This window comes from Enterobacter sichuanensis, from assembly GCF_002939185.1.
Classification (GTDB): Bacteria; Pseudomonadota; Gammaproteobacteria; order Enterobacterales; family Enterobacteriaceae; genus Enterobacter; species Enterobacter sichuanensis.
The window spans coordinates 14,987-39,417 of sequence record NZ_POVL01000022.1; the positions used below are offsets into that span (position 1 = coordinate 14,987).

The 24,431-nt window shown below is 55.5% G+C and carries 28 protein-coding genes and 2 tRNA genes; 13 read left to right on the forward strand and 17 right to left on the reverse strand.

The features are described from left to right. Positions 1-23 precede the first annotated feature (23 nt). Together C5687_RS11620 and fumD are read left to right on the forward strand one after the other, a co-directional pair. On the forward strand, positions 24-842 hold the full coding sequence (locus tag C5687_RS11620; RefSeq protein ID WP_104556979.1) for a MetQ/NlpA family ABC transporter substrate-binding protein: 819 nt from the start codon (positions 24-26) through the stop codon (positions 840-842). Positions 843-952: 110 nt separating this feature from the next. Continuing rightward, the gene (gene fumD / locus C5687_RS11625) at positions 953-1,162 is read left to right on the forward strand and encodes a fumarate hydratase FumD (RefSeq protein ID WP_003857676.1); all 210 of its coding nucleotides are present in this window, start codon (positions 953-955) and stop codon (positions 1,160-1,162) included. Here the strand turns inward: fumD and C5687_RS11630 are convergent. The 4 genes from C5687_RS11630 to C5687_RS11645 are packed head-to-tail and all read right to left on the reverse strand — an operon-like array spanning position 1,143 to position 4,236. Further along, the gene (locus C5687_RS11630; protein WP_094917671.1) at positions 1,143-1,829 is read right to left on the reverse strand and encodes an amino acid ABC transporter permease; all 687 of its coding nucleotides are present in this window, start codon (positions 1,827-1,829) and stop codon (positions 1,143-1,145) included. The two genes, fumD and C5687_RS11630, sit on opposite strands and share 20 nt — an antisense overlap. Further along, entirely contained in the window at positions 1,813-2,589 is a 777-nt protein-coding gene (locus C5687_RS11635; protein WP_095451461.1) for an amino acid ABC transporter permease, read from the reverse strand. Before C5687_RS11635 ends, C5687_RS11630 begins: the two co-directional genes overlap by 17 nt. Further along, positions 2,589-3,404 carry an amino acid ABC transporter ATP-binding protein gene (locus C5687_RS11640; protein ID WP_104556980.1) on the reverse strand — a complete coding sequence of 272 codons (816 nt, stop codon included), beginning with the start codon at positions 3,402-3,404 and terminating at the stop codon, positions 2,589-2,591. The genes C5687_RS11635 and C5687_RS11640 overlap by 1 nt, the downstream gene beginning before the upstream one ends. Before the next feature lies 1 nt (position 3,405). Beyond that, complete coding sequence (locus tag C5687_RS11645) at positions 3,406-4,236, reverse strand: ABC transporter substrate-binding protein (protein WP_162299944.1); 831 nt, start codon at positions 4,234-4,236, stop codon at positions 3,406-3,408. Positions 4,237-4,479: 243 nt separating this feature from the next. On the opposite strand from C5687_RS11645, the gene C5687_RS24900 reads away from it, so the two are divergent. From C5687_RS24900 to C5687_RS11665, 4 genes are all read left to right on the forward strand, one after another. After that, positions 4,480-4,647, forward strand: a complete 168-nt coding sequence (locus C5687_RS24900; RefSeq protein WP_014831607.1) for a hypothetical protein — start codon at positions 4,480-4,482, stop codon at positions 4,645-4,647. Positions 4,648-4,754: 107 nt separating this feature from the next. Continuing rightward, positions 4,755-6,080, forward strand: coding sequence for a sensor histidine kinase (locus C5687_RS11655; protein ID WP_059385794.1), 1,326 nt, complete (start codon positions 4,755-4,757; stop codon positions 6,078-6,080). Further along, a complete protein-coding gene (locus C5687_RS11660) occupies positions 6,073-6,684 on the forward strand; it encodes a response regulator transcription factor (protein WP_104556982.1) in 612 nt (203 codons plus the stop codon). The genes C5687_RS11655 and C5687_RS11660 overlap by 8 nt, the downstream gene beginning before the upstream one ends. 89 nt (positions 6,685-6,773) lie before the next feature. Further along, on the forward strand, positions 6,774-7,256 hold the full coding sequence (locus C5687_RS11665; RefSeq protein WP_025758318.1) for a GlcG/HbpS family heme-binding protein: 483 nt from the start codon (positions 6,774-6,776) through the stop codon (positions 7,254-7,256). A gap of 30 nt (positions 7,257-7,286) precedes the next feature. Here the strand turns inward: C5687_RS11665 and C5687_RS11670 are convergent, their stop codons facing one another. After that, positions 7,287-7,427 (reverse strand): hypothetical protein, encoded by a 141-nt coding sequence (locus C5687_RS11670; protein ID WP_003857665.1) that lies wholly within the window; start codon positions 7,425-7,427, stop codon positions 7,287-7,289. Between the two features lie 125 nt (positions 7,428-7,552). Here C5687_RS11670 and C5687_RS11675 point away from each other — a divergent pair, with 125 nt between their 5' ends. Together C5687_RS11675 and C5687_RS11680 are read left to right on the forward strand one after the other, a co-directional pair. After that, the gene (locus tag C5687_RS11675; protein WP_104556983.1) at positions 7,553-8,335 is read left to right on the forward strand and encodes an MBL fold metallo-hydrolase; all 783 of its coding nucleotides are present in this window, start codon (positions 7,553-7,555) and stop codon (positions 8,333-8,335) included. 72 nt (positions 8,336-8,407) lie between these two features. After that, entirely contained in the window at positions 8,408-9,043 is a 636-nt protein-coding gene (locus C5687_RS11680) for a carbonic anhydrase (protein ID WP_025758321.1), read from the forward strand. 28 nt (positions 9,044-9,071) lie between these two features. On the opposite strand, the gene C5687_RS11685 is transcribed toward C5687_RS11680, so the two are convergent. The 4 genes from C5687_RS11685 to mdtK form a co-directional block, all read right to left on the reverse strand. Continuing rightward, a complete protein-coding gene (locus C5687_RS11685; RefSeq protein ID WP_047958378.1) occupies positions 9,072-10,667 on the reverse strand; it encodes an FAD-NAD(P)-binding protein in 1,596 nt (531 codons plus the stop codon). Positions 10,668-10,784: 117 nt separating this feature from the next. Then, positions 10,785-10,861, reverse strand: a tRNA-Val gene (locus tag C5687_RS11690). Between the two features lie 4 nt (positions 10,862-10,865). Continuing rightward, positions 10,866-10,942, reverse strand: a tRNA-Val gene (locus C5687_RS11695). 153 nt (positions 10,943-11,095) lie between these two features. Further along, positions 11,096-12,469 (reverse strand): MdtK family multidrug efflux MATE transporter, encoded by a 1,374-nt coding sequence (mdtK, locus tag C5687_RS11700; protein WP_088244181.1) that lies wholly within the window; start codon positions 12,467-12,469, stop codon positions 11,096-11,098. 226 nt (positions 12,470-12,695) lie between these two features. On the opposite strand from mdtK, the gene C5687_RS11705 reads away from it, so the two are divergent. After that, on the forward strand, positions 12,696-13,337 hold the full coding sequence (locus C5687_RS11705) for a riboflavin synthase (protein ID WP_025758324.1): 642 nt from the start codon (positions 12,696-12,698) through the stop codon (positions 13,335-13,337). Positions 13,338-13,367: 30 nt separating this feature from the next. Here C5687_RS11705 and cfa read toward each other — a convergent pair whose 3' ends face one another. Next, the gene (cfa, locus tag C5687_RS11710) at positions 13,368-14,516 is read right to left on the reverse strand and encodes a cyclopropane fatty acyl phospholipid synthase (protein ID WP_047958380.1); all 1,149 of its coding nucleotides are present in this window, start codon (positions 14,514-14,516) and stop codon (positions 13,368-13,370) included. A 297-nt stretch (positions 14,517-14,813) separates the two neighbouring features. Further along, positions 14,814-16,013: a purine nucleoside transporter PunC gene (gene punC, locus C5687_RS11715; protein ID WP_047958381.1), complete on the reverse strand. Its 1,200-nt coding sequence runs from the start codon at positions 16,011-16,013 to the stop codon at positions 14,814-14,816. Positions 16,014-16,128: 115 nt separating this feature from the next. Here punC and punR point away from each other — a divergent pair, with 115 nt between their 5' ends. Further along, positions 16,129-17,040, forward strand: coding sequence for a DNA-binding transcriptional activator PunR (punR, locus tag C5687_RS11720; RefSeq protein ID WP_047958382.1), 912 nt, complete (start codon positions 16,129-16,131; stop codon positions 17,038-17,040). A 16-nt stretch (positions 17,041-17,056) separates the two neighbouring features. Here punR and purR read toward each other — a convergent pair whose 3' ends face one another. Further along, entirely contained in the window at positions 17,057-18,082 is a 1,026-nt protein-coding gene (gene purR, locus C5687_RS11725; RefSeq protein WP_014883552.1) for an HTH-type transcriptional repressor PurR, read from the reverse strand. Between the two features lie 297 nt (positions 18,083-18,379). On the opposite strand from purR, the gene cydH reads away from it, so the two are divergent. Next, positions 18,380-18,469 carry a cytochrome bd-I oxidase subunit CydH gene (cydH, locus tag C5687_RS11735; protein ID WP_032672537.1) on the forward strand — a complete coding sequence of 30 codons (90 nt, stop codon included), beginning with the start codon at positions 18,380-18,382 and terminating at the stop codon, positions 18,467-18,469. A 163-nt stretch (positions 18,470-18,632) separates the two neighbouring features. Next, positions 18,633-19,799 carry an MFS transporter gene (locus C5687_RS11740; protein WP_025758329.1) on the forward strand — a complete coding sequence of 389 codons (1,167 nt, stop codon included), beginning with the start codon at positions 18,633-18,635 and terminating at the stop codon, positions 19,797-19,799. A gap of 38 nt (positions 19,800-19,837) precedes the next feature. On the opposite strand, the gene sodB is transcribed toward C5687_RS11740, so the two are convergent. Both sodB and C5687_RS11750 read right to left on the reverse strand, forming a co-directional pair. Then, on the reverse strand, positions 19,838-20,419 hold the full coding sequence (sodB, locus tag C5687_RS11745) for a superoxide dismutase [Fe] (RefSeq protein ID WP_095440796.1): 582 nt from the start codon (positions 20,417-20,419) through the stop codon (positions 19,838-19,840). 122 nt (positions 20,420-20,541) lie between these two features. Further along, complete coding sequence (locus C5687_RS11750; protein ID WP_025758332.1) at positions 20,542-21,315, reverse strand: C40 family peptidase; 774 nt, start codon at positions 21,313-21,315, stop codon at positions 20,542-20,544. A 338-nt stretch (positions 21,316-21,653) separates the two neighbouring features. Between C5687_RS11750 and grxD the strand changes: the two genes are divergently transcribed. Then, the gene (gene grxD / locus C5687_RS11755) at positions 21,654-22,001 is read left to right on the forward strand and encodes a monothiol glutaredoxin 4 (protein WP_003832760.1); all 348 of its coding nucleotides are present in this window, start codon (positions 21,654-21,656) and stop codon (positions 21,999-22,001) included. A gap of 43 nt (positions 22,002-22,044) precedes the next feature. Here grxD and rnt read toward each other — a convergent pair whose 3' ends face one another. The 3 genes from rnt to nemA form a co-directional block, all read right to left on the reverse strand. Next, positions 22,045-22,695, reverse strand: coding sequence for a ribonuclease T (gene rnt / locus C5687_RS11760; RefSeq protein WP_025758334.1), 651 nt, complete (start codon positions 22,693-22,695; stop codon positions 22,045-22,047). A 95-nt stretch (positions 22,696-22,790) separates the two neighbouring features. Then, positions 22,791-23,198: a lactoylglutathione lyase gene (gene gloA / locus C5687_RS11765; protein ID WP_013096923.1), complete on the reverse strand. Its 408-nt coding sequence runs from the start codon at positions 23,196-23,198 to the stop codon at positions 22,791-22,793. Between the two features lie 101 nt (positions 23,199-23,299). Then, positions 23,300-24,397 (reverse strand): alkene reductase, encoded by a 1,098-nt coding sequence (gene nemA, locus C5687_RS11770; protein ID WP_047958385.1) that lies wholly within the window; start codon positions 24,395-24,397, stop codon positions 23,300-23,302. Between the last annotated feature and the right edge of the window lie 34 nt (positions 24,398-24,431).

A 24,431-nucleotide genomic window follows, 5' to 3' on the forward strand; every position in this document is an offset into this window, starting at 1 on the left:
TAAATACACACAGGAACCACATCATGAAAAAGACACTGACACTGACACTGATCGCCGCTGCAACCCTGAGTGCCCTGAGCTTTGCCTCCTGGGCCGACACCCTGACCGTGGGCGCATCCAACACGCCGCACGCCGAAATTCTGGAGCAGGCAAAGCCGATTCTGGCGAAACAGGGCATCGACCTGGAGATCAAACCGTTCCAGGACTACATTCTGCCGAATACCGCGCTGGCCGGTCATGACATCGACGCCAACTATTTCCAGCACATCCCTTACCTGAACAGCGTGCTGAAAGATCATGCGGGCGATAAGGATTATGATTTTGTCAGTGCGGGGGCGATCCACATCGAACCTATCGGCATCTACTCCAAAAAATACAAGTCGCTGAAAGACCTGCCGGAAGGGGGCAAGATCATCATGCGTGACGCGGTTTCTGAAGAGGGACGCATTCTTTCCATCTTCGAGAAAGAGGGCGTGATCAAGCTGAAGCCGGGCATCGACAAAGTGACCGCGCGTATCAGCGACATCGTGGAGAACCCGAAAAAGCTGCAGTTCACGCCTAACGTTGAAGCCTCTCTGCTGCCGCAGATGTACAACAACAACGAAGGCGATGCGGTGGTGATTAACGCCAACTACGCGATCGACGCCGGTCTGGATCCGGTCCACGACCCGATTGCGGTAGAGAGCGGTGAAAACAACCCGTACGCCAACATCATCACTGTTCATCGCGGTGACGAGAAGAAGAAAGATATCGTCGCGCTGGTGAACGTGCTGCACTCGAAAGAGATTCAGGACTGGATCCGCACTAAATACAAAGGCGCGGTTATTCCTGTTAATAACTAATTGACTGATTTTACAGATGAAGCCCGGCGAGTCTCTCGCCGGGCTTCTTTTTTGTATCCGGCAGGAGAATCATTTAAGCTCAACGTTTAACAGGCAATGGAGTGATGACGATGGGTAACGTGACCAAAGATGAAGCGCTGTACCAGGAGATGTGCCGGGTGGTCGGCAAGGTGGTGCTTGAGATGCGTGATTTAGGGCAGGAGCCAAAGCATATAGTCATTGCCGGGGTACTGCGTACCGCGCTGGCGAACCAGCGCGTGAAACGCAGTGAATTGACAACCAAAGCGATGGAAACAGTGGTTAAAGCGCTGGCCGGGTAATGCGCCAGCGCTTCGCAAGTTGCTCGAGCGAGCAGCAGAGCAGGTAATAGACCACGCCCGTAAAGATAAAAATGGCCGCCGGGTAAATCTGCACCCGGTTGTTGACCTGTCCCGCCACCGTGGTCAGTTCCGGTACGTTCACGATAAACGCCAGCGACGTATCCTTCAGCAGGCTGATAAAAATCCCCACCAGCGACGGCAGAATGTTCCTCAGCGCCTGGGGCAGCAGCACGCGCCACAGGATTTGCCGGGTGCTAAACCCCTGAGCGAGTGCGGCCTCGTACTGCCCGGACGGTAAGGCGTTCAGCCCGGCCAGCACCGAGTGCATCACGGTTGCCGCGGTAAACCAGGCCAGTGCCAGCGTGACGGTCAGCGCGCCCGGCAGATCGCCTCCGGTGATGAGCGGCAGCAAATACCACATCCAGAAAATCACGAAGATGAGCGGGATCCCGCGAATCAGCTCTGCCCACAAGAAGAGGGCTTTTCGCACAAGCCCGGTAAAGCGCCAGGCCAGACACGCGAGTGCCACCCCGCCGGGCAGGGCGATGATCGCTGCCCCCACCGCCATCATTACCGAGAGCAATACGCCACCCGGTTCACCGGTTGCCGCGCGTCCCCACAGCAGATAATCGAGGTTATCGGTGATGACATTAAGTCCGGCAATCATGTTTTTCACTCCCTGTGGTGACGACAAACGGGCGTTTACGCTTCGCGTGAGGTCCAATGCGAACCAGCACCATCCCCATCACCAGGCCGGTCAGGAGGTAGAGCGCGGTGCCGAAGGTAAATGCCTCAAGCGCGTGCGCGTTATAGCTTTCAATCTGCCTGACCTGATAGGTCAGTTCAGCAAAGCCGATTCCACTGGCGAGCGAGGAGAGCTTCATCAGATTCAGATACTGCCCCACCACGGGCTGCCAGGCGTTGGCCAGCCCCTGCGGCAGCAGGATGTAGCGAAACAAGCGCCACGTGGAGAACCCCTGGGCGAGGGCCGCCTCCCGCTGTCCGGCCGGAACAGAGCGCAGCCCCGATTCCACTTCTTCGATTAAAAACGCCGAGGTAAATACCCCCAATCCCCAGGCCGAACAGAGAAACTCGGGCGTAAACCACCAGACGTCGCCGGGCAGCATTGACCAGCGGTGATCCGCATTAACCGCATCCCTGAAGAGCTGCGGTAACCCGTTCCAGGCAGCAAAATACCAGAACAGCAGTTGCACCAGCAGCGGTGTATTGCGAAACAGCGAGACCCAGCTACTGACAATCGCCTTCCCGATGCGTCCGCCGGAAAGGCGCAGCAGCATAAACAGCACCGCGAGCAGGCTGGCCAGCAGGATGCCCGCAAGCGTTACCCAGAGCGTGGTGAGAAACCCGGAGAGGATCCACTGCAGAGGCTGTCCGGTCAGTACCCCCTGCCAGTCGAGCGCGGGCATTACAGGTGCTCCTGATGCAGCGGGTTGAGCACTTTTTGCAGGAATCGCTGTGCACGGGGATGCGACGGTTGACTGAAAAATTGTGCCGGTGGCGCGATTTCCAGAATTTGCCCCCCGTCGATAAAGACAACCCGGTCAGCAATTTCCCGGGCAAACTGCATCTCGTGGGTCACCACAATCATCGTGATCCCGCTGTGGGCCAGCGCTTTCATCACAAACAGCACTTCGCCAATCATTTCCGGATCGAGCGCAGACGTGGGCTCGTCGAACAGAATGATTTGCGGCGATGAGGCCAGAGCGCGGGCAATCGCCACGCGCTGCTGCTGTCCACCGGAAAGCTCGGCCGGGAAATGGTGGGCTTTTTCCAGCATCCCGACCTTCTCCAGCAGAGCCAGCGCGCGCTCCTGGGCCGGTTGCGGCTTCCAGCCGTGGACGTGCTCCAGCGCGAGCGTGATGTTCTGGCTGGCGGTGAGGTGGGCATAAAGATTGAACTGCTGGAACACAAACCCCACGCGGCTTCGTAGCTGACGCAGCCCGGTACCGGAAAGCGCACCGGTCGGTTTGTTGTCGACCAGAATCTCCCCGCCGCTCAGGGTTTCAAGCTGATTGATAAGCCGAATCAGGGTGGATTTACCGGAGCCCGAAGGACCGAGGATGGCGACCACTTCACCGGGCGTGATGGTGAGATTAATGTCGTTCAGAACCTGATGGTCACCGTAGCGTTTATCCACGTGGCGAAACTCGACGCTGGCCTGTTCCAGATGTGAAAAATCCGCGGCACCGGCCGCGGAGTGTGAAAATAAACCTGAGAGCATATTACTTAGCTTCTATTTTAAAGGCGCGAGGCTGTGGAGCTGGAGTGCCGGGACCAAACCAGACATCATAGATTTTTGCCGCCTGGCCGTTCTTTTCAAGATTGACCAGCTCATCGTTAACCGCTTTCAGCAGCGCCGTTTCACCTTTTTTCACCCCAACGCCAATCTCTTCTTTGCTGAGCAGGTCAGGCAGAATTTTGAAGTTCGCTTTGTCCGGCGCCTGCGCCAGCAGGCCGGCCAGAATGGTGCTGTCCTGGGTAATCGCCTGTACGTTGCCGTTGCGCAGTGCCGTCAACGCCAGCGGAATATCGTCATAGGAGAGCACGCGGGACTGCGGGAAACGCTGGTGCAGCGCCTGCTCGCCGGTGGTGCCTTTTACCGCACCAATGCGTGCATGGCTATACGCATCCAGCTTATCGGCGGATTTGGCCGGGACCAGGAACTGTTGCCCGGTGACAAAATAGGGTGTTGAGAAATCGATCACCTGCGCACGTTCCGGGGTGATGGTGATATCCGCGACAATTAAATCGGCTTTACCGGACTGAAGCAGGGGAATGCGGTTTGCCGGGTTGGTGGCTACCAGTTCCAGCTTCACGCCGAGTGATTTTGCCAGCGCTCTGGCGAAGTCCACGTCGTAACCCACGATCTCGTGCGTTTTGGCATCAATCGAGCCAAACGGCGGGTTGGCGTCAAACGTGGCCACTTTTACCACGCCTGCGGCCTTTATATCCGCCAGCTGATCGGCCTGCGCTTGCATTGAAAGCAAGCTCCCGGCCGCCAGCAATCCCAGAACCAGTGTCCGTTTTGTAAACCCTTTCATGTTTGCTGCCATAGTCATACGTCATCCCGTTGTTTTTGTTTTCCCTCGCTACGCTCCCATAAGCGAAAGCTATCGCCAAATAAGAAATCGTTCTTTGCTTTTAGCAAAAAAGCATTAGTGAACAGTGTGTTAATGAAGGGTGAAAAGGACGGGGCGCTATTTGCAGATCCTGCACATCGACAGTGGATTTTGGTATTTCCCCTGCACGCAGTTTGGGTTTTAACTGAGGACAGGTTAAGCGAGAGGGGATTGACGATGAAAAAATGGATAAGCACGTTACGGCGGTTTTTTGCGACCCGACCAGTGAATGCGGAGAACAGCGCGCAACGTGTTCTTGAGTCGATACTGCCTGTCGCGAGCCTGTATGGCGTGGACGTCGCTAACATTGATCCGGAGTGGTTCCATGATAAAACGTCACGCTGAACTGCGCCGCACGCGCGAAATGTACTGGAATGAGCTGTGCCTGATTTTGTTCTGATAACGGATAACTGTTAATGTTGACAGATGGTTAAGTCTGCTCAGTTAACGGAATGAAGAACCCCTTTTTCAAGCGCGGTATTATTGTCTGGACGATAGTCTGCCTCATCAGCGGCATCCTGCTCTATGCCGAACAGATCCGCCGCCAGTTCTGGGAGCGCGATCGCGAGTTCGCGGCTCTCTTCGCGGAATTAAGCGCGGTACTGACGCAAAATGAATCCGTATTGCCGTTACTGAACGGCGATGAAGATATTGCCGCCCTGCGCAAAAAATTCCCCCAACTGCTTGCCCTGGAAAAGACCTCCGGACGCGCCCTTGATGCGCCACGGGTTGAACCTGCCCACGAGATGCAGTACTGGCTTTACAATCCCTGGCGTCAGATCCGCGTGCGGGTGGATCTCGGGCCGATTCTGAATGCCCATCATCCCTTTACGCATCTCGGGATCCGTTTTATGCCAAACGGCGACGAACCGACGTCTGACGCCTTCTGGCACTGGCAGCGCACCTTCCCGCAGCATACTCAACCTTTTACGCTGGAGGCCGATTCCCGCCCGGACTGGCTCGGCGTCAATGGGGTGCTGTACCCCATCCTGTTTATCGGGTGGGGGATAGTGATTGCGCTGGCGAGCGTGGTGCTCTGGCAGCGTAAAGCGCGCAAAGAGGCCGAGCAAAGGGCGCTCTACTACCAGCACGCCAGGCTCAATACCCTGGGTGAGATCACCGCCGGTATTGTGCATGAGATTAACCAGCCGTTAACCGCTGCGCAGACATGGATCCAGGGAGCGCAGCGTCAGCTGCAGCAGGAAAACGGGCCAGCGGTGTCGCAGGCGCTGGCGGCGGCGCTGACGCAAATGCAGCGTATTAGCGCCTTGCTGACGCGTTTTCGCGAGCACGTGGTGCAGGAGAAAGTCACCCTGCGGGAAACCGACCTGGCGCAGTGCTGGCAGCAGGTGGTGAATTTGCTTGAGCATGAGCGCAGGGCCGAACATATCATGGTCACGCATGCGTTTGCCCCCGGGGCCACGACGGTGCTGGCAGACCGTCTCTGGCTTGAGCAGGTCCTGCATAATTTGCTCAGCAATGCGATTCAGGCCCAGCAGGCATCGGTAGCCGGCTGGGTAAAGATTGAAAGTCAGAAAAACGAGCATGGCGTTGTGATTACCGTGACTGACGGCGGCCCGGGCTTTAGCCCGGAGGCGTTACAACATGCCTTCATGCCGTTTTACAGCGGCAGAGAAGCGGGCATGGGGCTGGGGATGACCCTGACGGAATCATTGATGACGCGTATGAATGGATCGATTACGCTGGGTAATGCGCCGCAGGGCGGGGCGCAGATCCGACTACAACTGGCGCACGGAAAGGAGGCTATGGATGGATAATACAATCTGGCTGATTGATGACGATGAATCCATCAGGGAGTCGATGACGTTTTTACTTTCAGGCATGGGCTGGCCGGTCAGGGCATATGAAAGCGTCGATGCGTTTACCGCTGCCCATGCACGGGAGAAAGCGCTGGTGGGCTGTATGCTGCTGGATATGCGGATGCCCGGTAAAGGCGGTCTCACCTGGCTTGAGGAGGGCACATGGCCCTGGAGCCTGCTGCCGGTGATTATCATGACCGGCCATGGTACCGTTGACGCCTGCCGTCGGGCATTCCGTAACGGCGTGTTTGAGTTTTTCACCAAGCCGCTGGATGCCGACAAGCTTATCGAAACCGTGGGCCTGGCCTTTGAGGAGAGTCACCGTCGCTTTGCCGACTGGCAGGAAACCACCCGGATCGCGACGCGTTTCGCGCAGCTGACCGCGCGGGAACATGAAGTGCTGGGGGAGTTGATGAAAGGGCTCAGCAACAAAGAGGTGGCCGCCCGGCTGAATCTCTCACCGCGTACGGTAGAAGCGCACCGCGCGGCGGCGTTTACCAAGCTTGGCGTCAGCAGTCTGGTTCAGGCAATACGCGAATACGATAAATTGCAATCCGTATAACTACCAGGATGAGTGCGTAATCAACCGAATACCGTTTCATCGTGCGGCTGGGTAACCTTTGGGTGTCTCTTAACACGCGAGGAAGTGCGATGAAAAAAATGATGATGGCTGCGGCACTGGTGGCTGGTAGCGTAAGTCTGGCGGCGCAGGCCGAAACGTTAAACCAGAAGAATCTCTCACTGGCGCAGGCTAATGCGCTGGCAACGTCCGCCATTCAGGCCTGTACGGCAAAAAATTACCAGGTGACCGTTACCGTGGTTGACCGCGCGGGCGTCGTGAAAGCGGTACAGCGCACGGACAATGCCGGTCCACATACGGTTAAAGCCAGCGAAATGAAAGCCTGGACGGCGCTCAGCGCAAAGAATGCGTCCGGCAAGGTGATGGAAGCGGCGCAGAGCAACGCTGGTGCGCAAAACATGCGTGATATTCCGGGTTTCCTGCTGCTGGCGGGTGGCCTGCCGGTGAAAGAGGGCGATGAGGTGATCGGGGCGATTGGTATCGGCGGTGCGCCGGGCGGTCATCTTGATGAAGCCTGCGCGCAGGCAGCCATTGACGGGCTGAAAAAGTCATAAAAAAAGCACCGGCTTGCCGGTGCTTTTTACTTAGATCTTGCAGGCGTCGCCGCAGTCGTCGTCGGCGACAATCGCCTGCGCTTTTTTATCTGCGTCGTCCAGACGTTCCGCATTACGCTCTTCAGCTTCATCCAGACCGTTAAAAACTAAGTTATCGAGATCAATTTCCATGTGGCACCTGCTATGTTCAGTTTTTGATACTGGCAGAGTATAGGGCAAAAAACGCCAGCAATGTACCTCGCAGCACATAACGATAATCCCTGCCATACTCAGTGCTTTATCGCTGAGGAGCGCACATGATTACACTCTGTAAAACCTGCGGAACCGCCTATGATGCACAGCCGGAAAGATGCCCTATTTGCGAGGATGAACGCCAGTACGTGCCTGCTTCGGGCCAGGCATGGATCGATTTCGACACCGTAACCGCCACGCATACCAACAAATGGCAGCAGCTGGAGCCGCGGTTGTTCGGCATCAAAACGGTCCCCGCCTTTGCTATCAACCAGCGAGCCCTGCTCCTGCGAACGCCTCACGGTAATATCCTCTGGGACTGCATTGCCAACCTCGACTCCGCAACCCAAACGCTCATCACCGCGCTTGGCGGCATCAGCGCGATGGCGATTTCACATCCGCACTATTACACCACCATGCAGGAGTGGGCTGCGGCGTTTGATGCGCCGTTATATCTGCACGCCAGCGACAGAGAGTGGGTCATGCGTGGCAGCCCGGTCATTCAATTCTGGCAGGGGGATGCGCTGGAGATTTTCCCGTCTGTCACCCTGCTGCGTCTGGGCGGGCATTTTGCGGGTGGAACGGTGCTGCACTGGCAGGAGGGCGATGGCGCATTGCTGGTGGGGGACATCCTGCAGGTCACGCCGGGTAAAGACGCCGTCTCGTTTATGTGGAGCTATCCTAACTATCTCCCGCTACCGGCCCGTACCGTAGAGTCAGTTCTGAATCATCTCGAAGGCAAAAAATTTGCACGCCTGTATGGCGCCTTCGAGGGGCAGAACATCCAGGCCTTCGCGGACGCCATTGTGCAGCGGTCGGGCCAGAAATATATTGCTTGTCTGAAGTAAACCACGATGGGTACACTTTACGAGTGTGATCGCGATCATACCTAAACTAAAACAGATAAAAGAGACATTGCTATGCAACATATCATTGAAGGTTTTCTCAGCTTTCAAAAAGAGATTTTCCCGCAACGTAAAGAACTCTTCCGCAGTTTAGCGTCCAGCCAGAATCCCAAAGCGCTGTTCATCTCATGCTCCGACAGCCGTCTGGTCCCAGAACTGGTCACCCAGCAAGAGCCGGGACAACTCTTTGTCATTCGTAATGCTGGCAACATTGTGCCACCGTTTGGCCCCGAGCCTGGCGGTGTGTCTGCAACCATCGAATACGCGGTTGTGGCGTTGGGCGTCACGGATATCGTCATTTGTGGTCACTCAAACTGTGGCGCGATGAAGGCGATCGCCGATAACGCCAACCTGGAGCCGATGCCAGCGGTGTCACACTGGCTGCGCTATTCCGACGCGGCAAAAGCGGTGGTTGAGAAGAAAACCTGGGATAAGCCGATCGATAAAGTTAACGCGATGGTGCAGGAGAACGTGTTTGCGCAGCTGAGCAACATTAAGACCCATCCGTCCGTTGCGGTGGGCCTGCGCAATAACTCCATCCGCCTGCACGGCTGGGTGTACGACATTGAAAGCGGCGAAATTCTTGCCCTGGATAAAGGGACGAAAACCTTCGTTTCGCTGTCTGAAAACCCGGAAGTCTTCTTCGAGTAATCATCGACAGCAGGGCAAGGATGCCCTGTCAGCTCTCACTGTACGGTAATCTCCGCCGCAATCCCGACGCGGGCTTCTCTGCCGCTTTCGCCATCGCCTCCGCAACCTCTGCACACTCTGCCAGTCCCTGAACGAAGGGATGATCGTGCATTAGCCACGGTATCGCGCCGAAAGCGATTTTCCCGCGCACCGTGTCAGGCGCTTTCAGGGTGTAATCTTCGCCAATATCGGGTATCTCATCGCCCGTTGCCTGCAGCTGTTTGCGCAGCGTCGGGAAGGGCAGATCTTTCGTTTTGAGCGGCTTTTGTCCGCGTGCGTCAATAAACACGTCGAAACGATACACGCGCTCTTGTGTGGTGATCACCGTCTGGTCGCTGCCTGCGTCAAGGGTGTAATCGTCGCCGAGCGCTGCCACGCTAATGATGCCGGCCTCGCGCAGCGCAAGCAGCCGGCGAATAGACTGCGGAGGGATGGCGGCATAGTTGTCGATAAACACCCGGGCCAGCCCTGTTTTGAAGCGCTGGCTGTCCTGCTCATTAAGGTGGGGGACAATCTCCTGAACCACCTCATGCAGCCGAAGCACGGTATAGCGCCAGGCCACGGTGCGCCGTTCACGTTTGTTGCGCTCAACCTCGTTGAGATTCTCTTCCGCCCAGGTAAAGGGGTCGTGCCGTTTTCGATCCTCAAACCAGGCATCACGAATGCTGTCCGCATCTAGCTTATGCAACGACATTTTCTCGCACCACGCCGGATCGGCGAGCTCCAGCTCGTTGACCATCAGCGCAAAGATGCGGTCAAGCAGGCCATCTGGCCCTTTGCCGATCTCGGTTTCAACCCTGAATTCGGTCAATACTGACAGCGGCTCGTAAGGAATAGGGCAGTAAAAGTCGGCTTCCGGCAGAATGCCCGTCCGGGACATCAGGACGATGTTTAATGCTTCACTGCCTTGATCCAGCACGAATTTATCGTCGCGAAACGCGCCATGCTGCATCACCACCGCCATGGCCGCGTCAAGGCCGCTTAACGATGTTCCCATAATGCCGACGCGGCACGGTGGAATGCTGGCGTCCATCAGACCGGACCACGGACTTGGGAAGAATGCGCGCGTGGCCTCGTCCTCGTCCGGCCAGACGTGACCGGTGGCGATCACCGCGAGATCGAAGCGTTCGGGAAACGCCTTATCGTTGACGCAAAGCGTAACGCCAGTCGTCGAGGGAATAACGTCGGTCACCCGGGAAGATTCATGGATGTCCACCTGGAACCCCAGTTTTTTTGCCTCATTAACGATTGTTCGAAAGCTGTCGCGAAAATATTCCCCCAGCAGGATCCGCGGCAGAAACTGCCGGTCATGCAACCGGGCTTTATCCACCTTAAAGCGCGCCAGATGGTCGTCGCTCTGCTCCTTAAGCCAGTCCAGGTAGGTCATAAACAGAGGGGGGATCTCAATACTCGCGATGTTTGCCAGCATCAGACGCGAGTTATCGTCGTCGTTATAGGGCATCCCTACGCCCGCTTCATCAGCCTGTTCAAAGACCGAGACCGAAAGCGGCTGCGGGTTTTTAAGCAGCGCGTAAAAGGTATAAATCCCTGTAGGGCCGGAACCGATAATGGCGATTTTTTTCATCGACGGTTTTCCTCATTTTTTCCATGAGAAAAGCGTAGCAGGAGAACAGTGATGAAAATAAGGGATTAGGAAAATTCAGGTTATCAGAAGAAGATTTGCACCATTTCAGGACTGAAATGGTGCGTCCGAGTGGACTCGAACCACCGACCCCCACCATGTCAAGGTGGTGCTCTAACCAACTGAGCTACGGACGCAGAATGGTGCGTTCAATTGGACTCGAACCAACGACCCCCACCATGTCAAGGTGGTGCTCTAACCAACTGAGCTATGAACGCAACGTGTTGTCGGTGACAACGGGGACGAATATTAGCGGCACAGCACCAATGAGGCAAGAGGGAAAATGCATTTTTCTCTCTGATTTCACGCGATTGCTTCATTACCGCGCAAAGTGAAGAGAAAGTAGCCGCCAGCAGGCGGCTACTGCGTATTTAACGTGCAGCGCGTTGCAAAATGATGGTGGATGGCTGGCGCTGCAGGAAGCGCATCCGCATCATCATCATGACAGCCGCCGACGTCAGGCCGATGATAAAGCCCATCCAGAACCCTGCAGGCCCCATACGTTCCACAACCAGATCGGTCAGGGCCAGGATATAACCACATGGCAGACCTAACACCCAGTAGGCGATGAAGGTGATAAAAAAGATCGAACGCGTGTCTTTATACCCACGCAGCACGCCGCTGCCAATCACCTGGATGGAGTCAGAGATCTGGTATATCGCCGCCAGCAGCATCAGGTGTGATGCCAGAGCGACCACTTCCGGATTGTCGTTATAGAGCAGGGCAATCTGCTCCCGCAGTGCAACGGTGAAGAGCGCCGTACAGATCGCCATGCAGACACCGACGCCAAGCCCGGTGCGCGCGGCCGTTTGCGCATCCAGCGTCGAGCCCTGACCCAGGCGGAAGCCCACGCGGATCGTCACAGCTGCCGCCAGCGACATCGGCAGAACGAACATCAGGGAACTGAAGTTCAGCGCAATCTGGTGCCCGGCCACGTTCACAATGCCCAGCGGGGAGACCAGCAGGGCGACCACGGCAAACAGGGTAACCTCAAAGAACAGTGCCAGGGCAATCGGTAACCCTAATTGCACCAGACGCGTCATGATGCCCCAGTCCGGGGTGCTAAACCGGTTCTCGTTACGAATATCGCGCATTGAGCGGGCGCGTTTTACAAAGGTGAGCATCGACAAGAACATCACCCAGTAAACGGCAGCTGTTGCCACGCCGCAGCCAACGCCGCCCAACTCCGGCATCCCGAAATGACCATAAATAAAGACATAGTTAACCGGAATATTGACCAGCAACCCAATAAAGCCCATCACCATGCCGGGTTTGGTTTTCGCCAGACCTTCACACTGGTTACGCGCTACCTGGAAAAAGAGGTAGCCTGGCGTGCCCCAGAGCAGGGCGCGCAGATAGCCTACGGCTTTATCAGCCAGTGCCGGGTCAATGTTATGCATCGCGCGGATGATATGGCCCGCGTTCCAGAGCACGACCATAATCAGCACCGAGACAAACCCTGCCAGCCAGAAGCCCTGGCGGACCTGATGGGCAATGCGTTCGCGACGGCCCGAGCCATTGAGCTGAGCGATAACCGGCGTGAGCGCGAGCAGCAGACCGTGGCCGAACAGGATGGCCGGGAGCCAGATTGACGTGCCGATGGCAACGGCCGCCATGTCGGTGGCGCTGTAGCCACCTGCCATTACCGTATCCACAAATCCCATTGCGGTCTGGGCCACTTGCGCGATGATCACTGGTATAGCCAGTGCCAATAACTGGCGCGCTTCATTCATGTACTTCTGCACGTGAACACCTTTATTTTGTAGTTATTTGAGAGACTAAAAAAGCCGCCGAAACGGGCAGCAAGAAGAAAATGCAGGGGGGTGCCAGCTATTGTAGCGGGCTTTAGCTATTTATCTAGTGAAAAAATCGCCAGAAAATGCGCTCCGCTGGCAACCTGTTTTTCCAACTGTTATTGTGGTGGGATTAAAACGGTGTCACCACCGTCCGGAAAAAACAGGAGTTGTAAGCATGTTTACTGGTATTGTGCAGGGCATCGCCAAAGTGGTGTCCATTGATGAAAAACCGAATTTCCGTACTCATGTTGTTGAGCTGCCGGAATATATGCTTGAGGGCATCGAAACCGGCGCCTCGATTGCCCATAACGGCTGTTGTCTGACCGTTACCGAAATTAACGGCAACCAGATTAGCTTTGATTTAATGAAAGAGACGCTGCGCATCACCAACCTGGGCGAGCTGGTGGTGGGAGATACCGTCAACGTTGAGCGGGCGGCGAAGTTCAGCGATGAGATTGGCGGCCATCTGATGTCGGGACATATCATGACCACCGCTGAAGTGGCGAAAATCGTAACCTCGGAAAATAACCGTCAAATCTGGTTTAAAATGCAGGATCCGTCATTAATGAAATACATACTCTATAAAGGATTTATTGGCATTGATGGGATTAGTCTGACGGTGGGTGAAGTGACGCCAACGCGTTTTTGTGTGCATTTAATTCCTGAAACGCTGCAGCGCACCACGCTTGGGGCGAAAAAGCTGGGACAGCGCGTGAATATTGAAATCGATCCGCAAACCCAGGCGGTGGTCGATACGGTTGAGCGTGTACTGGCGGCAAAAGAAGCCGCAATAATAAAGGCGGCGGAAGAAGAATAAAAAATAACCCCGGCTGTCCGGGGTTATTTTTTAGCGTGCGACACGTAATCCGTGTTCAATGCCACGGCTGAAGACAACCTGCCAGAGCTGAATATCCCGTGCGCGAAACGCGCCCGCGCAGGCATTCAGATAATAGCTAAACATCCGTTTGAATCGTTCAGAATAGTTGTCCGCAATCTCCGGCCACGCTTGCTGGAAACGTTCATGCCACGCCATCAACGTGGTGTCGTAATCCGCGCCAAAGTTGTGCCAGTCTTCCATCACGAAATGGGATTCACTGGCGTTGGCAATCTGGCGAACGGAGGGTAAACAGCCATTCGGAAAGATGTACTTGTTGATCCACGGGTCAACGTTATTGTCGGTCCGCTTAGAGCCGATGGTATGCAGCAGGAAGAGTCCGTCCGGTCGTAAATTACGGTCCACCACCTCAAAATAGGTGTCGTAGTTTTTCGGTCCTACGTGCTCGAACATGCCCACGGAGACGATCCGGTCAAATTGTTCGTTCAGGTCACGGTAATCCTGCAGGCGGATATCCACATCGAGCCCCTGGCAGCGTTCCCGGGCCATTTTTTGCTGCTCGGCCGAAATCGTCACGCCCACCACGCTGACGCCATAGTGTTTCGCCATAAACCAGGCCAGCCCACCCCAGCCGCAGCCGATATCCAATACGCGCATACCGGGCTGTAACTGAAGCTTCTCGCTGATCAGACGCAGCTTGGCCTGCTGAGCCTCTTCAAGCGTCGTTGCCTCTTTCCAGTAGGCGCAGGAGTATTGCATGAAAGGGTCCAGCATACGGCTGAACAGGTCGTTGCCCAGATCGTAATGCTCTTTGCCGACGATCCATGCGCGTTTTTTACTTTGCAGATTAAACAGTCGGGCAGAGGCAACACGCAGGGTGTCTTTGAGATTGCGGGGAAGTTGATTTTCCAGACCAGCGCGCAACACGCTGGCGAAAAAGATATCCAGCCGTTCACACTCCCACCAGCCGTCCATATAACTTTCTCCCAGCCCTAACGATCCCTCGCGCAATACGCGTTTAAAAAAGTCGGGATGTTTGACCTGGGGATCGGATGGCGAAGATCCGTTAATAGTGATGCCTGCACGACCCAACAGTTCACTGACGATCCGGGACCAGTTGTCGTCCGGAACGCTGACTTCTTCTATACACGATGAACTCATAGCTTCTCCATCACCCTGATGTGATCAGAACCTTCAAACAGCGTAGACGCTTTTTTTGGTTTGTGAGAAATCTCACGGTAAATACCGCGAGGCTAGTATCCGACGTAGAACAGAGGAAGGGAGATAACCCTTGCCGAAATGCCTTCCATGGTAAAACGGGAGCACTCCGGCTCCCGTTAACGCATAATAATTATCGTATTTATCGAACCAAATTTAGTATAGGCCTCAAAATTTGGTGATTCAACAGAAAATTGTTAGCAACCTAATTACTGAAAATTAACATGATATCCGGCGCAATCAGGCATGTGAGGTTTCCACTCCAGCGCCGTTATCCTGCTCACGCTGGGCGGAGGCCTGCATACGATAGCCCATCACTGCCAGCGCAACGGTTACCAGCATCACGCTGGTGGTCGTCAGCAGCGGCGTGGCAATCAGCGCAGAGACGACCAGGCTTGCCAGGAAGCACAGCCCCAGTTGCAGGGTGTTCTGCAGCGCGGCGGCGCGACCGGTCGCCTGTGGGAAGGGACGGAGCGCCTGCGCCACAACAATCGGGTAGATCGCCCCGTTCGCGATGGCCATGACACAGAAAGGCATCAAAATTTCTGCCAGGCCCGCACCCGGAATAAACCCAACGGCCCAGGTGCCAATGACGCTCAACGCATACAGCACCAGCAGCCATGGCAGCATCTGCTGACCTTCCCATTTTTGCAGCGCCGCGCGGCAGCCGTACCCGCCCACCAGGAACGCGATGGTTTGCGGAACATAGCTCAGCCCGATAGCCGCCGGGCTGTAGCCCATATCATGCAGAATAAACGGCGACCCGGTGAGCCATGCGAAGAAGCTGGCCGAGCAGGCGGCATAGATCAGGACATTACCGCGATACGCTTTGGCGCTCAGCAGGGTGGTGAAGGTGATCGGCTTTGCGTCAACATGTACGTCTTTTTTGTGCGCAGGCTTGAGGGCGAACGCCGGCAACATCAGCACCAGCGTGATGGCAAACAGCGTGGCAAAAATGGCCTGCCAGTCAAAGTGCGCAAGGATCCAGCTGCCCAGCAGCGGCGCGAGGGCAGGTGAGAGCCCCACCAGCGGCATAATGGTGGCGAAAATACGGTTTGTGCGGTTAGCCGGATAGTAGTCGGTGACCAGCGCCTGCCAGGTCACGGCCGCGGCACAGACCCCCACAGCCTGAATAAAGCGCAGCACCAGCAGCCAGGTGGCATCGCGGACCCAGAGCATCCCCAGACAGCCCACGGCAAAAATCGCCAGGCCCAGCAGTAATACCGGTTTACGACCAAAGCGATCCGAGAGCGGTCCCCAGAGCAGCTGTGCGAAAGCAAAACCGGCGAGGAACAAACTCAGGCTGGCGCTGATGGCCGCGGCAGGGGTTTGCAAATCTTCCTGCATCGCGGCAAAAGCCGGCAGGTACATATCGGTGGCCAAAAAGCCCAGCACGCTTAAGCCGCCAAGCCAGACTAAAAAACCTTTCCTGGGTTGCATTATTTTCTTCTCCTGAAGGAGGCAGGTGTACGTTGGCGCTGAGTGTATGTAGTGCAAAGCCGCTTGTGAAACGCTAATATTTGGCGGGTGCATTCAAATTTTTTGCAGGCAGAAAATGTGGTCAGATTATTCTCTTGAAGTGGTCGATGCTGTCGCGCGTAACGGCAGCTTTAGCGGTGCGGCGCAGGAGCTGCACCGCGTCCCGTCGGCTATCAGCTACACGGTGCGTCAGCTTGAGGAGTGGCTGGCGGTTCCACTGTTTGAACGGCGCCATCGCGATGTGGAATTAACGCCCGCAGGGGCGTGGTTTTTGAAGGAAGGGCGTTCTGTTATCAAAAAAATGCAGATCACCCGCGAACAGTGCCAGCAGATCGCAAACGGCTGGCGGGGTCATCTTTCCATTGCGGTGGACAATATCGTTAAGCCGGAGCGCACCCGGCAGATGATCGTGGATTTCTATCGACATTTTTCCGATGTCGAACTGCGGGTCTCACAAGAGGTATTCAACGGCGTCTGGGATGCGCTGGCGGACGGCAGGGTGGAGATGGCGATTGGGGCCACACAGGCGATCCCGGTCGGGGGGCGTTACGCCTTTCGTGATATGGGGATGCTGAGCTGGAAATGCGTGGTGGCCAGCGATCACCCCCTGGCGGCGCTGGAAGGACGGCTGAGCGACGATACGCTGCGCAACTGGCCATCGCTGGTGCTGGAGGATACCTCCCGTTCATTACCCAAGCGCATCACCTGGCTGCTGGATAACCAGCGGCGCGTGGTGGCGCCTGACTGGGAATCGTCAGCAACGTGCCTCAGTGCCGGGCTGTGCGTCGCGATGGTGCCCGCTCATTTTGCGCGTCCCAGAATTGATACCGGAGAATGGGTTGAACTGACGCTGGAGAATCCCTTCCCGGATGCGGCCTGCTGCCTCACCTGGCAACAAAATGACATCTCGCCCGCCATGGCCTGGCTGCTGGATTATCTGGGAGACAGCGAAACGCTAAACCGGGAATGGTTACGGGAGCCAGCATAGCTGGCCCCGTACAAAATTAACGACGGTAGTCGCGGAACGGACCATCCGCAACGGAACGGCGTTCGATAAGACGCGGATGAACTTCAATGGACTGCGACTCTTCGCGCTTGTTGACGATCCTGTCCAACAGCATATTGAAAGCCGTTTCACCCAGTGAATCTTTCGGCTGGTGAATGGTGGTCAGCGCGGGGGTAAAGAAGCGCGCGTTACGCACGTTGTCATACCCGATCACCGAAATATCCTGCGGTACGCGCAGACCCAGCTCATCGGCTGCGCAGAGCGCGCCCATCGCCATGATGTCACCCCCGCAGAAAACAGCGGTTGGGCGGTGCTGCTGGGAGACAATCTGCTGCATCGCGCGGTAGCCTGATTCCGGCTCAAAGTCTCCCTGTACGATCCAGTTTTCCGGTACGGTGATCAGCGCTTCTTCCATCGCTTTCATAAAACCGGCCAGACGGCCCGCGCCGGTGTTACGCTCCAGAGGCCCCGGGATCACGCCAATCTCACGGTGACCGCGCTCGATCAGGTAACGACCGGCCATATAGCCGCCTTCAAAGGCGTTATCGATGACGGAATCGGTGAAATCCGCTCGCGCTTCACCCCAGTCCATCACCACCATGGGGATATGGCGATACTCTTCCAGCATCGACAGCACGGATTCCGGGTATTCGGAACACATTACCAGCAGGCCATCCACGCGCTTTTGCGCCATCATCGACAGGTAGGCGCGCTGTTTTTCAATGCTATTCCACGCGTTGCCCAGAATCAGGGTATAGCCTTTCTGGAAGCAGTTTTTCTCTACCGCCTCGATGATCTCGGCAAAATAGGCCGCTTCACTGCTGGTGGCCAGCAAGCCAATGGACTTGGTGTGATTCACCTTGAGGCTACGCGCAACCGCACTGGGTGAGTAGTGCAGCTCTTTGATTGCCGCCCAGACGGCGTTGCGCGTCTCTTCCGCCACAAAGCGGGTTTTGTTAATTACATGTGATACGGTTGTAGTGGAAACGTTTGCGCGTTTTGCTACGTCTTTAATTGTTGCCATTAAATGTCACTCCAGACCATATCCTAAACTCCTGAAAAACTTGAAGGTAAACGTTTGCCTTCTCTCACCCTTATCACGCAATCTTGAATTGCGGCACGCCGGGAAAACGACACGGGACGTCAGGAGGGGGTCAATGGCCGGTACGCTAATAAATTTAGCGTGGAATTTTGTCCTATCTTGATGAAAAGGGGAAGAGGTAAAGTGGTTATCAGTTTAAATCCAGGAAGATTTTTGACGTAAACTGTGCAAAAATGAGCAGGCTCACTTTTCGTGGGGGGATTAAAAGGAGAAAAATTGATGAGTGCCGATCTGAAGTTTTCGCTGTTCACCACCCTTATTGTGCTGGCGCTGATTGTTGCCGCAGGCCTGACGGCGGCGCTGCACTGATTTACGCGCAGGGAGCGCACGCTCCCTGCGGCTGTTCCAGATTGTTACATCTACGGCAAAAATCTTTTGCCATTTTGTTAACTTCTCATTTTTTGTGATTGATGTCATGCTTTGCGCTTCTTTGTTCTGTGTCACCACATGACACGGCATCCGGAGTTGACGCATGAAAATCAATTTTCCCCTGCTGGCCCTGGCGATTGGCGCTTTTGGGATTGGCACCACTGAATTCTCCCCGATGGGGTTACTGCCTGTTATCGCCCGCGGCGTGGACGTCTCGATCCCTGCGGCAGGCATGTTAATCAGCGCCTATGCCATCGGCGTGATGGTAGGCGCCCCGCTGATGACGCTGCTGCTTTCACACCGCGCGCGTCGCAATGCGCTGATTTTCCTGATGGCGATCTTTACCCTCGGTAACGTGCTTTCCGCCATTTCTCCGGACTACACCACCCTGATGCTGTCACGCATTCTGACCAGCCTTAACCACGGCGCCTTCTTTGGGCTGGGGTCAGTTGTAGCGGCAAGCGTGGTGCCAAAACATAAGCAGGCGAGCGCCGTAGCCACCATGTTTATGGGGCTAACGATTGCCAACATTGGCGGCGTTCCTGCGGCTACCTGGCTGGGTGAAGTGATTGGCTGGCGAATGTCGTTCCTGGCGACGGCCGGGCTGGGCGTGGTCGCGATGGTGGCGTTATTCTTCTCTCTGCCAAAAGGCAGTGCCGGTGAACGTCCTGACGTGCGCAGGGAGCTGTCGGTGTTGATGCGCCCGCAGGTGCTTTCCGCACTGTTGACCACCGTGCTGGGGGCAGGCGCGATGTTTACCCTCTACACCTATATTTCACCGGTGCTGCATGACATCACCCACGCGACGCCACTCTTTATTACCGCAATGCTGGTACTGATTGGCGTGGGCTTCTCGATTGGCAACTATCTGGGTGGTAAATTTGCCGACCGTTCCGTGAGCGGGACGCTGAAGGGCTTCTTAACCCTGCTGATCGTCATCATGATTGCTATTCCGTGGCTGGCACGTAATGAGTTTGGGGCGGCCGTTGCGATGGTCGTCTGGGGCGCTGCCACCTTTGCCGTGGTACCACCGCTGCAGATGCGCGTGATGCGCGTCGCCCATGAAGCGCCGGGCCTTTCATCCTCAGTCAATATTGGTGCCTTCAACCTGGGCAATGCGCTGGGGGCGGCAGCCGGAGGGGCGGTGATTTCGGGTGGTCTGGGCTACAGCTTTGTGCCGGTGATGGGGGCGATTATTGCCGCGCTCGGCCTGCTGCTGGTAATGATGTCGGGTCGTAAACAGCCAGAAGCAGCCTGCGCTGCAGAGTAAATAAAAAACGCAGAAGGGGAGCCCCTTCTGCGTCTTGCTTACGCGGCGAAGTTCTTCGCCACAAACTCCCAGTTAACCAGTGCCCAGAAGTGCTCCAGGTAGTTCGGACGCGCGTTACGGTAATCAATGTAGTAAGCGTGTTCCCAGACGTCCACGGTCATCAGCGGTTTAGCGCTGGTGGTCAGCGGAGTGCCCGCGTTAGAGGTGGAAACGATAGCCAGTTTGCCATCAGCCTCTTTGACCAGCCACGTCCAGCCAGAACCGAAGTTCTTGATGGCGGCATCGGTGAACTTTGCTTTGAAATCTGCAAAGCTGCCGAAAGCGGCGTTAATGGCGGCAGCCAGTTCACCAGCCGGTTCGCCACCCGCATTCGGCGCCAGGCAATGCCAGTAGAAGGTGTGGTTCCACACCTGGGCCGCGTTGTTAAATACGCCACCCTCTGAGCTGCGGACAATCTCTTCCAGCGTTTTGCCTTCGTAATCGGTGCCCTTGATCAGATTGTTCAGGTTGGTGACATACGTCTGGTGATGTTTGCCGTAATGATATTCCAGGGTTTCCGCAGAAATGTGCGGTGCCAGGGCGTCTTTTGCATACGGTAGTGCAGGTAATTCGAACGACATTGCTTCTCTCCTTATTGTATTTTGCGTTGCCAATAACCACACAGACAACAGGGACAGAATAGCAAATTGAAAGGCTATGCAAAAGAGGAACTTACCCTGCCACGGATGTGGCAGGGCAGGGGTTAGCGAATGGTTTTCGGCGTCATGACGCGACGGGCGCCGACGTAGTGGCGAACCCAGTAGTCTTCACTGAGCGAGGTGATCTGAATATCCTGGCCGCTACGCGGCGACTGGATGAATTTGCCGTTGCCAACATAAACGCCGACGTGGTCAGCGGTGCCGCGGCCCTGAGTGCGGAAGAACACCAGATCGCCGTTTTCCAGCTCACCACGGTTAACCGGGGAGGCATCGCGCAGGTGGTACATCTCATTGGCGGTACGGGGTATACGGAACTTGACCAGATCTTTATAGGCGTAATAGACGAGGCCGCTGCAGTCAAAACCGGTACGTGGCGACGTGCCACCCCAGCGATAAGGTTTGCCAATTTGACCCATCAGTTTGTTCATTGCGGTTTTTTGCGCTTTCTGAACACGCACTTTATGAACTTCCGCTAACTTCGTGACCTTTGTACATTTCGCTTTGTGGCCTTTACGCGTGATGCACTTTTCAGTAACGAGGTTAGCGGCGGTCTGTGAGGCTTTGCTTTTGGCGGTGCGGGCAGTGCGGGAAGAGGTGGTTTTCGTCTTGCTGGAAGCGGTTTGTTTCGTGTTAGCCGGTGTTTTTTTCTTGTCGTTCTTAGCGGTGGTTTTTTTCTTACGTTCTGTGGTTTTCACCAGATGGTTTTTTTGTACAGCAGAATGCCGCGCCTGCTGAGAGGCGTTTGCCACTGGCGTGAAAGTGAGTGATGTAAACAGTAAAGCACAGAGCGTGATCGAGATTTTATTTATCCGCGCCACTGGGCAGTCCCCTGATATATGCAGGTCATCAATAATACCCGCGTGTGATTTACAAAGCCCGTCGATTCTAATCCATAAAAACAGAGAATGTTAATAGCATTTTTCACTCTCCAGGCCTGTTTCGTTAGCAAGTGCAAAAAAATTCATCGTTCTGTCGCACATTTGTCCGTCCCCTAAGCAAAACCCTGACGGCCGAAGGGGTAAACACCATTTGGAATGCAACTTTTCGTGACTCAGGGTACAATGTATAAACGTGACAAAAATGTTATTTTCCGATGCCAGTCTGACCCGCTACAATGTCAGACGAATGCCGTAACAGAAGTTTAAGGAAGCAAGACATGAGCACCACTATTGAAAAAATCCAGCGCCAGATCGCTGAAAACCCGATTCTGCTGTATATGAAAGGTTCTCCGAAGCTGCCAAGCTGCGGCTTCTCCGCGCAAGCGGTTCAGGCGCTGTCCGCCTGTGGTGAGCGTTTTGCTTACGTTGATATCCTGCAGAACCCGGACATCCGCGCTGAGCTGCCAAAATACGCTAACTGGCCGACTTTCCCGCAGCTGTGGGTAGACGGTGAACTGGTTGGCGGTTGCGATATCCTGATCGAAATGTATCAGCGCGGCGAACTGCAGCAGCTGATCAAAGAGACGGCGGCTAAGTACAAAACTGAAGAGCCTGACGCGGAGTAATTTTCTGCGCAAATAAAAAAGCGACCTTAAGAGGTCGCTTTTTTTATTCTTCGCTGTCGCCCATCGGCAGCGGCCAGCCGCCCAGACGCTTCCAGCGGTTGACGATCTCACAGAACAATTCTGCGGTGCGCTCCGTGTCATACAGAGCGGAATGGGCCTGCGTGCCGTCAAACTCAATACCTGCCGTGATACAGGCCTTTGATAACACCGTTTGTCCCAACGCCAAGCCGCTCAGTGCGGCGGTGTCGAAGGTCACAAAGGGATGGAAAGGGTTTCGTTTGAGCGAAGCACGCTCCGCGGCGGCCATGGTAAAGCTGTGATCGAAGGTGGCGTTGTGGGCCACCATGATGGCGCGGCTGCAGTTGCTCTCTTTCATGCCTTTACGCACCATTTTGAAAATGGCGTGCAGCGCATCATATTCACTGACGGCACCGCGCAATGGGTTATGCGGATCGATACCGTTAAACGCCAGTGCTTCCGGCTGTAAATTTGCCCCTTCGAAAGGCTCTACGTGGAAATGCAGCGTGGTGTCTGGTGTAAGCCAGCCCTGTTCATCCATCTTCAGCGTGATGGCGGCAATTTCGAGCAGCGCATCGGTTTTAGCGTTAAATCCGGCTGTTTCTACATCAATGACAACGGGATAAAAACCACGAAAACGGTCGCACAGACCGCTAAATTGAGCGTTATCGGACATCAGGGTCTCTTACATGGGGAAAAAGCAGTGCGCATTATGGCAAATTTTGGCAGGGGATGCAGTAAAACTACGGGCGCACGTTGCGCCCTGAGGGATCAGTTGCCCAGACCGCGACCGGCGTCTTTGGCTTCAATCAGCTCGATTTTGTAACCGTCCGGATCTTCCACAAACGCAATCACGGTGGTGCCGCCTTTTACCGGGCCCGCTTCGCGCGTGACGTTACCGCCGTTGCTGCGAATGCGTTCACAGGCTTCTGCCGCGTTGTCCACTTCCAGTGCGATATGACCATAGGCCGTGCCCAGCTCATAGCTGTCTACGCCCCAGTTATAGGTCAGTTCGATAACCGCTTCATCCGTTTCCGGGCCGTAACCCACAAACGCCAGCGAGTATTTGTATTCCGGGTTTTCGCTGGTGCGCAGCAGTTTCATACCCAGTACGTTAGTGTAGAAATCAATAGAACGTTGCAGATCGCCAACGCGCAGCATGGTGTGAAGTAGGCGCATAATTTCCTCATTAACCTGTGGAATAGACTGTTTTTTTTGAACAGAAACGATGTTTTAGTATAGCGGCGAAAGGTCGCCGCTATCAATCAACAATGGCGAGATTACAGGGAAGGGTAGTCGGTGTAGCCTTCCGCGCCGCCGCCGTAGAAGCTTTCCGGGCGCTGCGGGTTGAGTGCCGCTTTCTGCTGCAGACGGGCAACCAGATCCGGGTTGGCAATGTAATCGCGACCAAACGCGACGGCATCGATCAGCCCTTTATTGATCAGATCTTCGGCTTTCTCAGGCGTATAGGCCCCTGCACCGATGATCACACCGTGGAAGCGCTCGCGCACTTTCTGGCGGAAGGCTTCAGTGTAAGGTTTACCGCCGGCCCAGTCCGGCTCGGACATGTGCAGGTAAGCAATACCGCGTTTCGCCAGCTCTTCAATCAGATAGAGCGCGTCGGCTTCTTCATTCGGGCCGTTATCGACGTTCTGGAAAGAACCGATTGGGGAGACACGGATCCCGATACGGTCCGGGCTCCACTCTTTGCATACCGCATCCACCACTTCCAGTACCAGACGGGCACGGTTTTCAACGCTTCCGCCGTACTGGTCGGTGCGGTGGTTAGAAGACGGTGACAGGAACTGGTGCAGCAGATAGCCATGGGCGGAGTGCAGCTCAATCAGGTCAAAACCCGCTTCACGCGCGTTGGCCACCGCCTGACGGAAGTCGTTCACGATGCCCGGGATCTCCTCCAGCTCAAGGGCGCGTGGCATCGAGGTATCCACACGGATCGCATTGCCGTTTTCATCACGCAGGGAGGTCCGGGTATTGGCGCTCAGGGCCGATGCGGAGACCGGCGCCTGACCGCCAGGCTGGATGCTGCTATGGGAGATACGGCCGGTATGCCACAACTGAACCGCAATGCGACCCTCTTCAGCGTGAACGCCTGCGGTGATTTTCTGCCATGCCGCGATCTGTTCCGGGCTGTGAAGCCCTGGCGCACCGGCATAACCTTTGGCTTGAGCAGAAATCTGCGTGGCTTCGGTGATGATCAGGCCAGAGCTTGCGCGCTGACGATAGTATTCACCCATCAGTGGGGTGGGGATATCACCCGGCTCAATACTGCGCAGACGGGTAAGCGGAGCCATGAACACGCGGTTTGGCGCCGTGACAGCACCCACTTTTAAGGGGGTAAACAGTTTTTCAGCTGACATAGAGACTCCTGAGTAGACCAGTCGACTAGTAATA

Coding starts and splice junctions, on each gene's coding strand:
- rnt (WP_025758334.1), bottom strand. CDS start 22,695: ATGTCCGATAACGCTCAATTTAGCGGTCTGTGCGACCGTTTTCGTGGT.
- nemA (WP_047958385.1), bottom strand. CDS start 24,397: ATGTCAGCTGAAAAACTGTTTACCCCCTTAAAAGTGGGTGCTGTCACG.
- C5687_RS11660 (WP_104556982.1), top strand. CDS start 6,073: ATGGATAATACAATCTGGCTGATTGATGACGATGAATCCATCAGGGAG.
- cfa (WP_047958380.1), bottom strand. CDS start 14,516: ATGAGTTCATCGTGTATAGAAGAAGTCAGCGTTCCGGACGACAACTGG.
- gloA (WP_013096923.1), bottom strand. CDS start 23,198: ATGCGCCTACTTCACACCATGCTGCGCGTTGGCGATCTGCAACGTTCT.
- C5687_RS11645 (WP_162299944.1), bottom strand. CDS start 4,236: ATGGCAGCAAACATGAAAGGGTTTACAAAACGGACACTGGTTCTGGGA.
- purR (WP_014883552.1), bottom strand. CDS start 18,082: ATGGCAACAATTAAAGACGTAGCAAAACGCGCAAACGTTTCCACTACA.
- C5687_RS11620 (WP_104556979.1), top strand. CDS start 24: ATGAAAAAGACACTGACACTGACACTGATCGCCGCTGCAACCCTGAGT.
- C5687_RS11685 (WP_047958378.1), bottom strand. CDS start 10,667: ATGAAAAAAATCGCCATTATCGGTTCCGGCCCTACAGGGATTTATACC.
- sodB (WP_095440796.1), bottom strand. CDS start 20,419: ATGTCGTTCGAATTACCTGCACTACCGTATGCAAAAGACGCCCTGGCA.
- C5687_RS11665 (WP_025758318.1), top strand. CDS start 6,774: ATGAAAAAAATGATGATGGCTGCGGCACTGGTGGCTGGTAGCGTAAGT.
- grxD (WP_003832760.1), top strand. CDS start 21,654: ATGAGCACCACTATTGAAAAAATCCAGCGCCAGATCGCTGAAAACCCG.
- C5687_RS11640 (WP_104556980.1), bottom strand. CDS start 3,404: ATGCTCTCAGGTTTATTTTCACACTCCGCGGCCGGTGCCGCGGATTTT.
- C5687_RS11635 (WP_095451461.1), bottom strand. CDS start 2,589: ATGCCCGCGCTCGACTGGCAGGGGGTACTGACCGGACAGCCTCTGCAG.
- C5687_RS11655 (WP_059385794.1), top strand. CDS start 4,755: ATGAAGAACCCCTTTTTCAAGCGCGGTATTATTGTCTGGACGATAGTC.
- C5687_RS11680 (WP_025758321.1), top strand. CDS start 8,408: ATGCAACATATCATTGAAGGTTTTCTCAGCTTTCAAAAAGAGATTTTC.
- C5687_RS11705 (WP_025758324.1), top strand. CDS start 12,696: ATGTTTACTGGTATTGTGCAGGGCATCGCCAAAGTGGTGTCCATTGAT.
- C5687_RS11675 (WP_104556983.1), top strand. CDS start 7,553: ATGATTACACTCTGTAAAACCTGCGGAACCGCCTATGATGCACAGCCG.
- C5687_RS11740 (WP_025758329.1), top strand. CDS start 18,633: ATGAAAATCAATTTTCCCCTGCTGGCCCTGGCGATTGGCGCTTTTGGG.
- C5687_RS11670 (WP_003857665.1), bottom strand. CDS start 7,427: ATGGAAATTGATCTCGATAACTTAGTTTTTAACGGTCTGGATGAAGCT.
- fumD (WP_003857676.1), top strand. CDS start 953: ATGGGTAACGTGACCAAAGATGAAGCGCTGTACCAGGAGATGTGCCGG.
- punC (WP_047958381.1), bottom strand. CDS start 16,013: ATGCAACCCAGGAAAGGTTTTTTAGTCTGGCTTGGCGGCTTAAGCGTG.
- C5687_RS24900 (WP_014831607.1), top strand. CDS start 4,480: ATGAAAAAATGGATAAGCACGTTACGGCGGTTTTTTGCGACCCGACCA.
- punR (WP_047958382.1), top strand. CDS start 16,129: ATGTGGTCAGATTATTCTCTTGAAGTGGTCGATGCTGTCGCGCGTAAC.
- cydH (WP_032672537.1), top strand. CDS start 18,380: ATGAGTGCCGATCTGAAGTTTTCGCTGTTCACCACCCTTATTGTGCTG.
- C5687_RS11630 (WP_094917671.1), bottom strand. CDS start 1,829: ATGATTGCCGGACTTAATGTCATCACCGATAACCTCGATTATCTGCTG.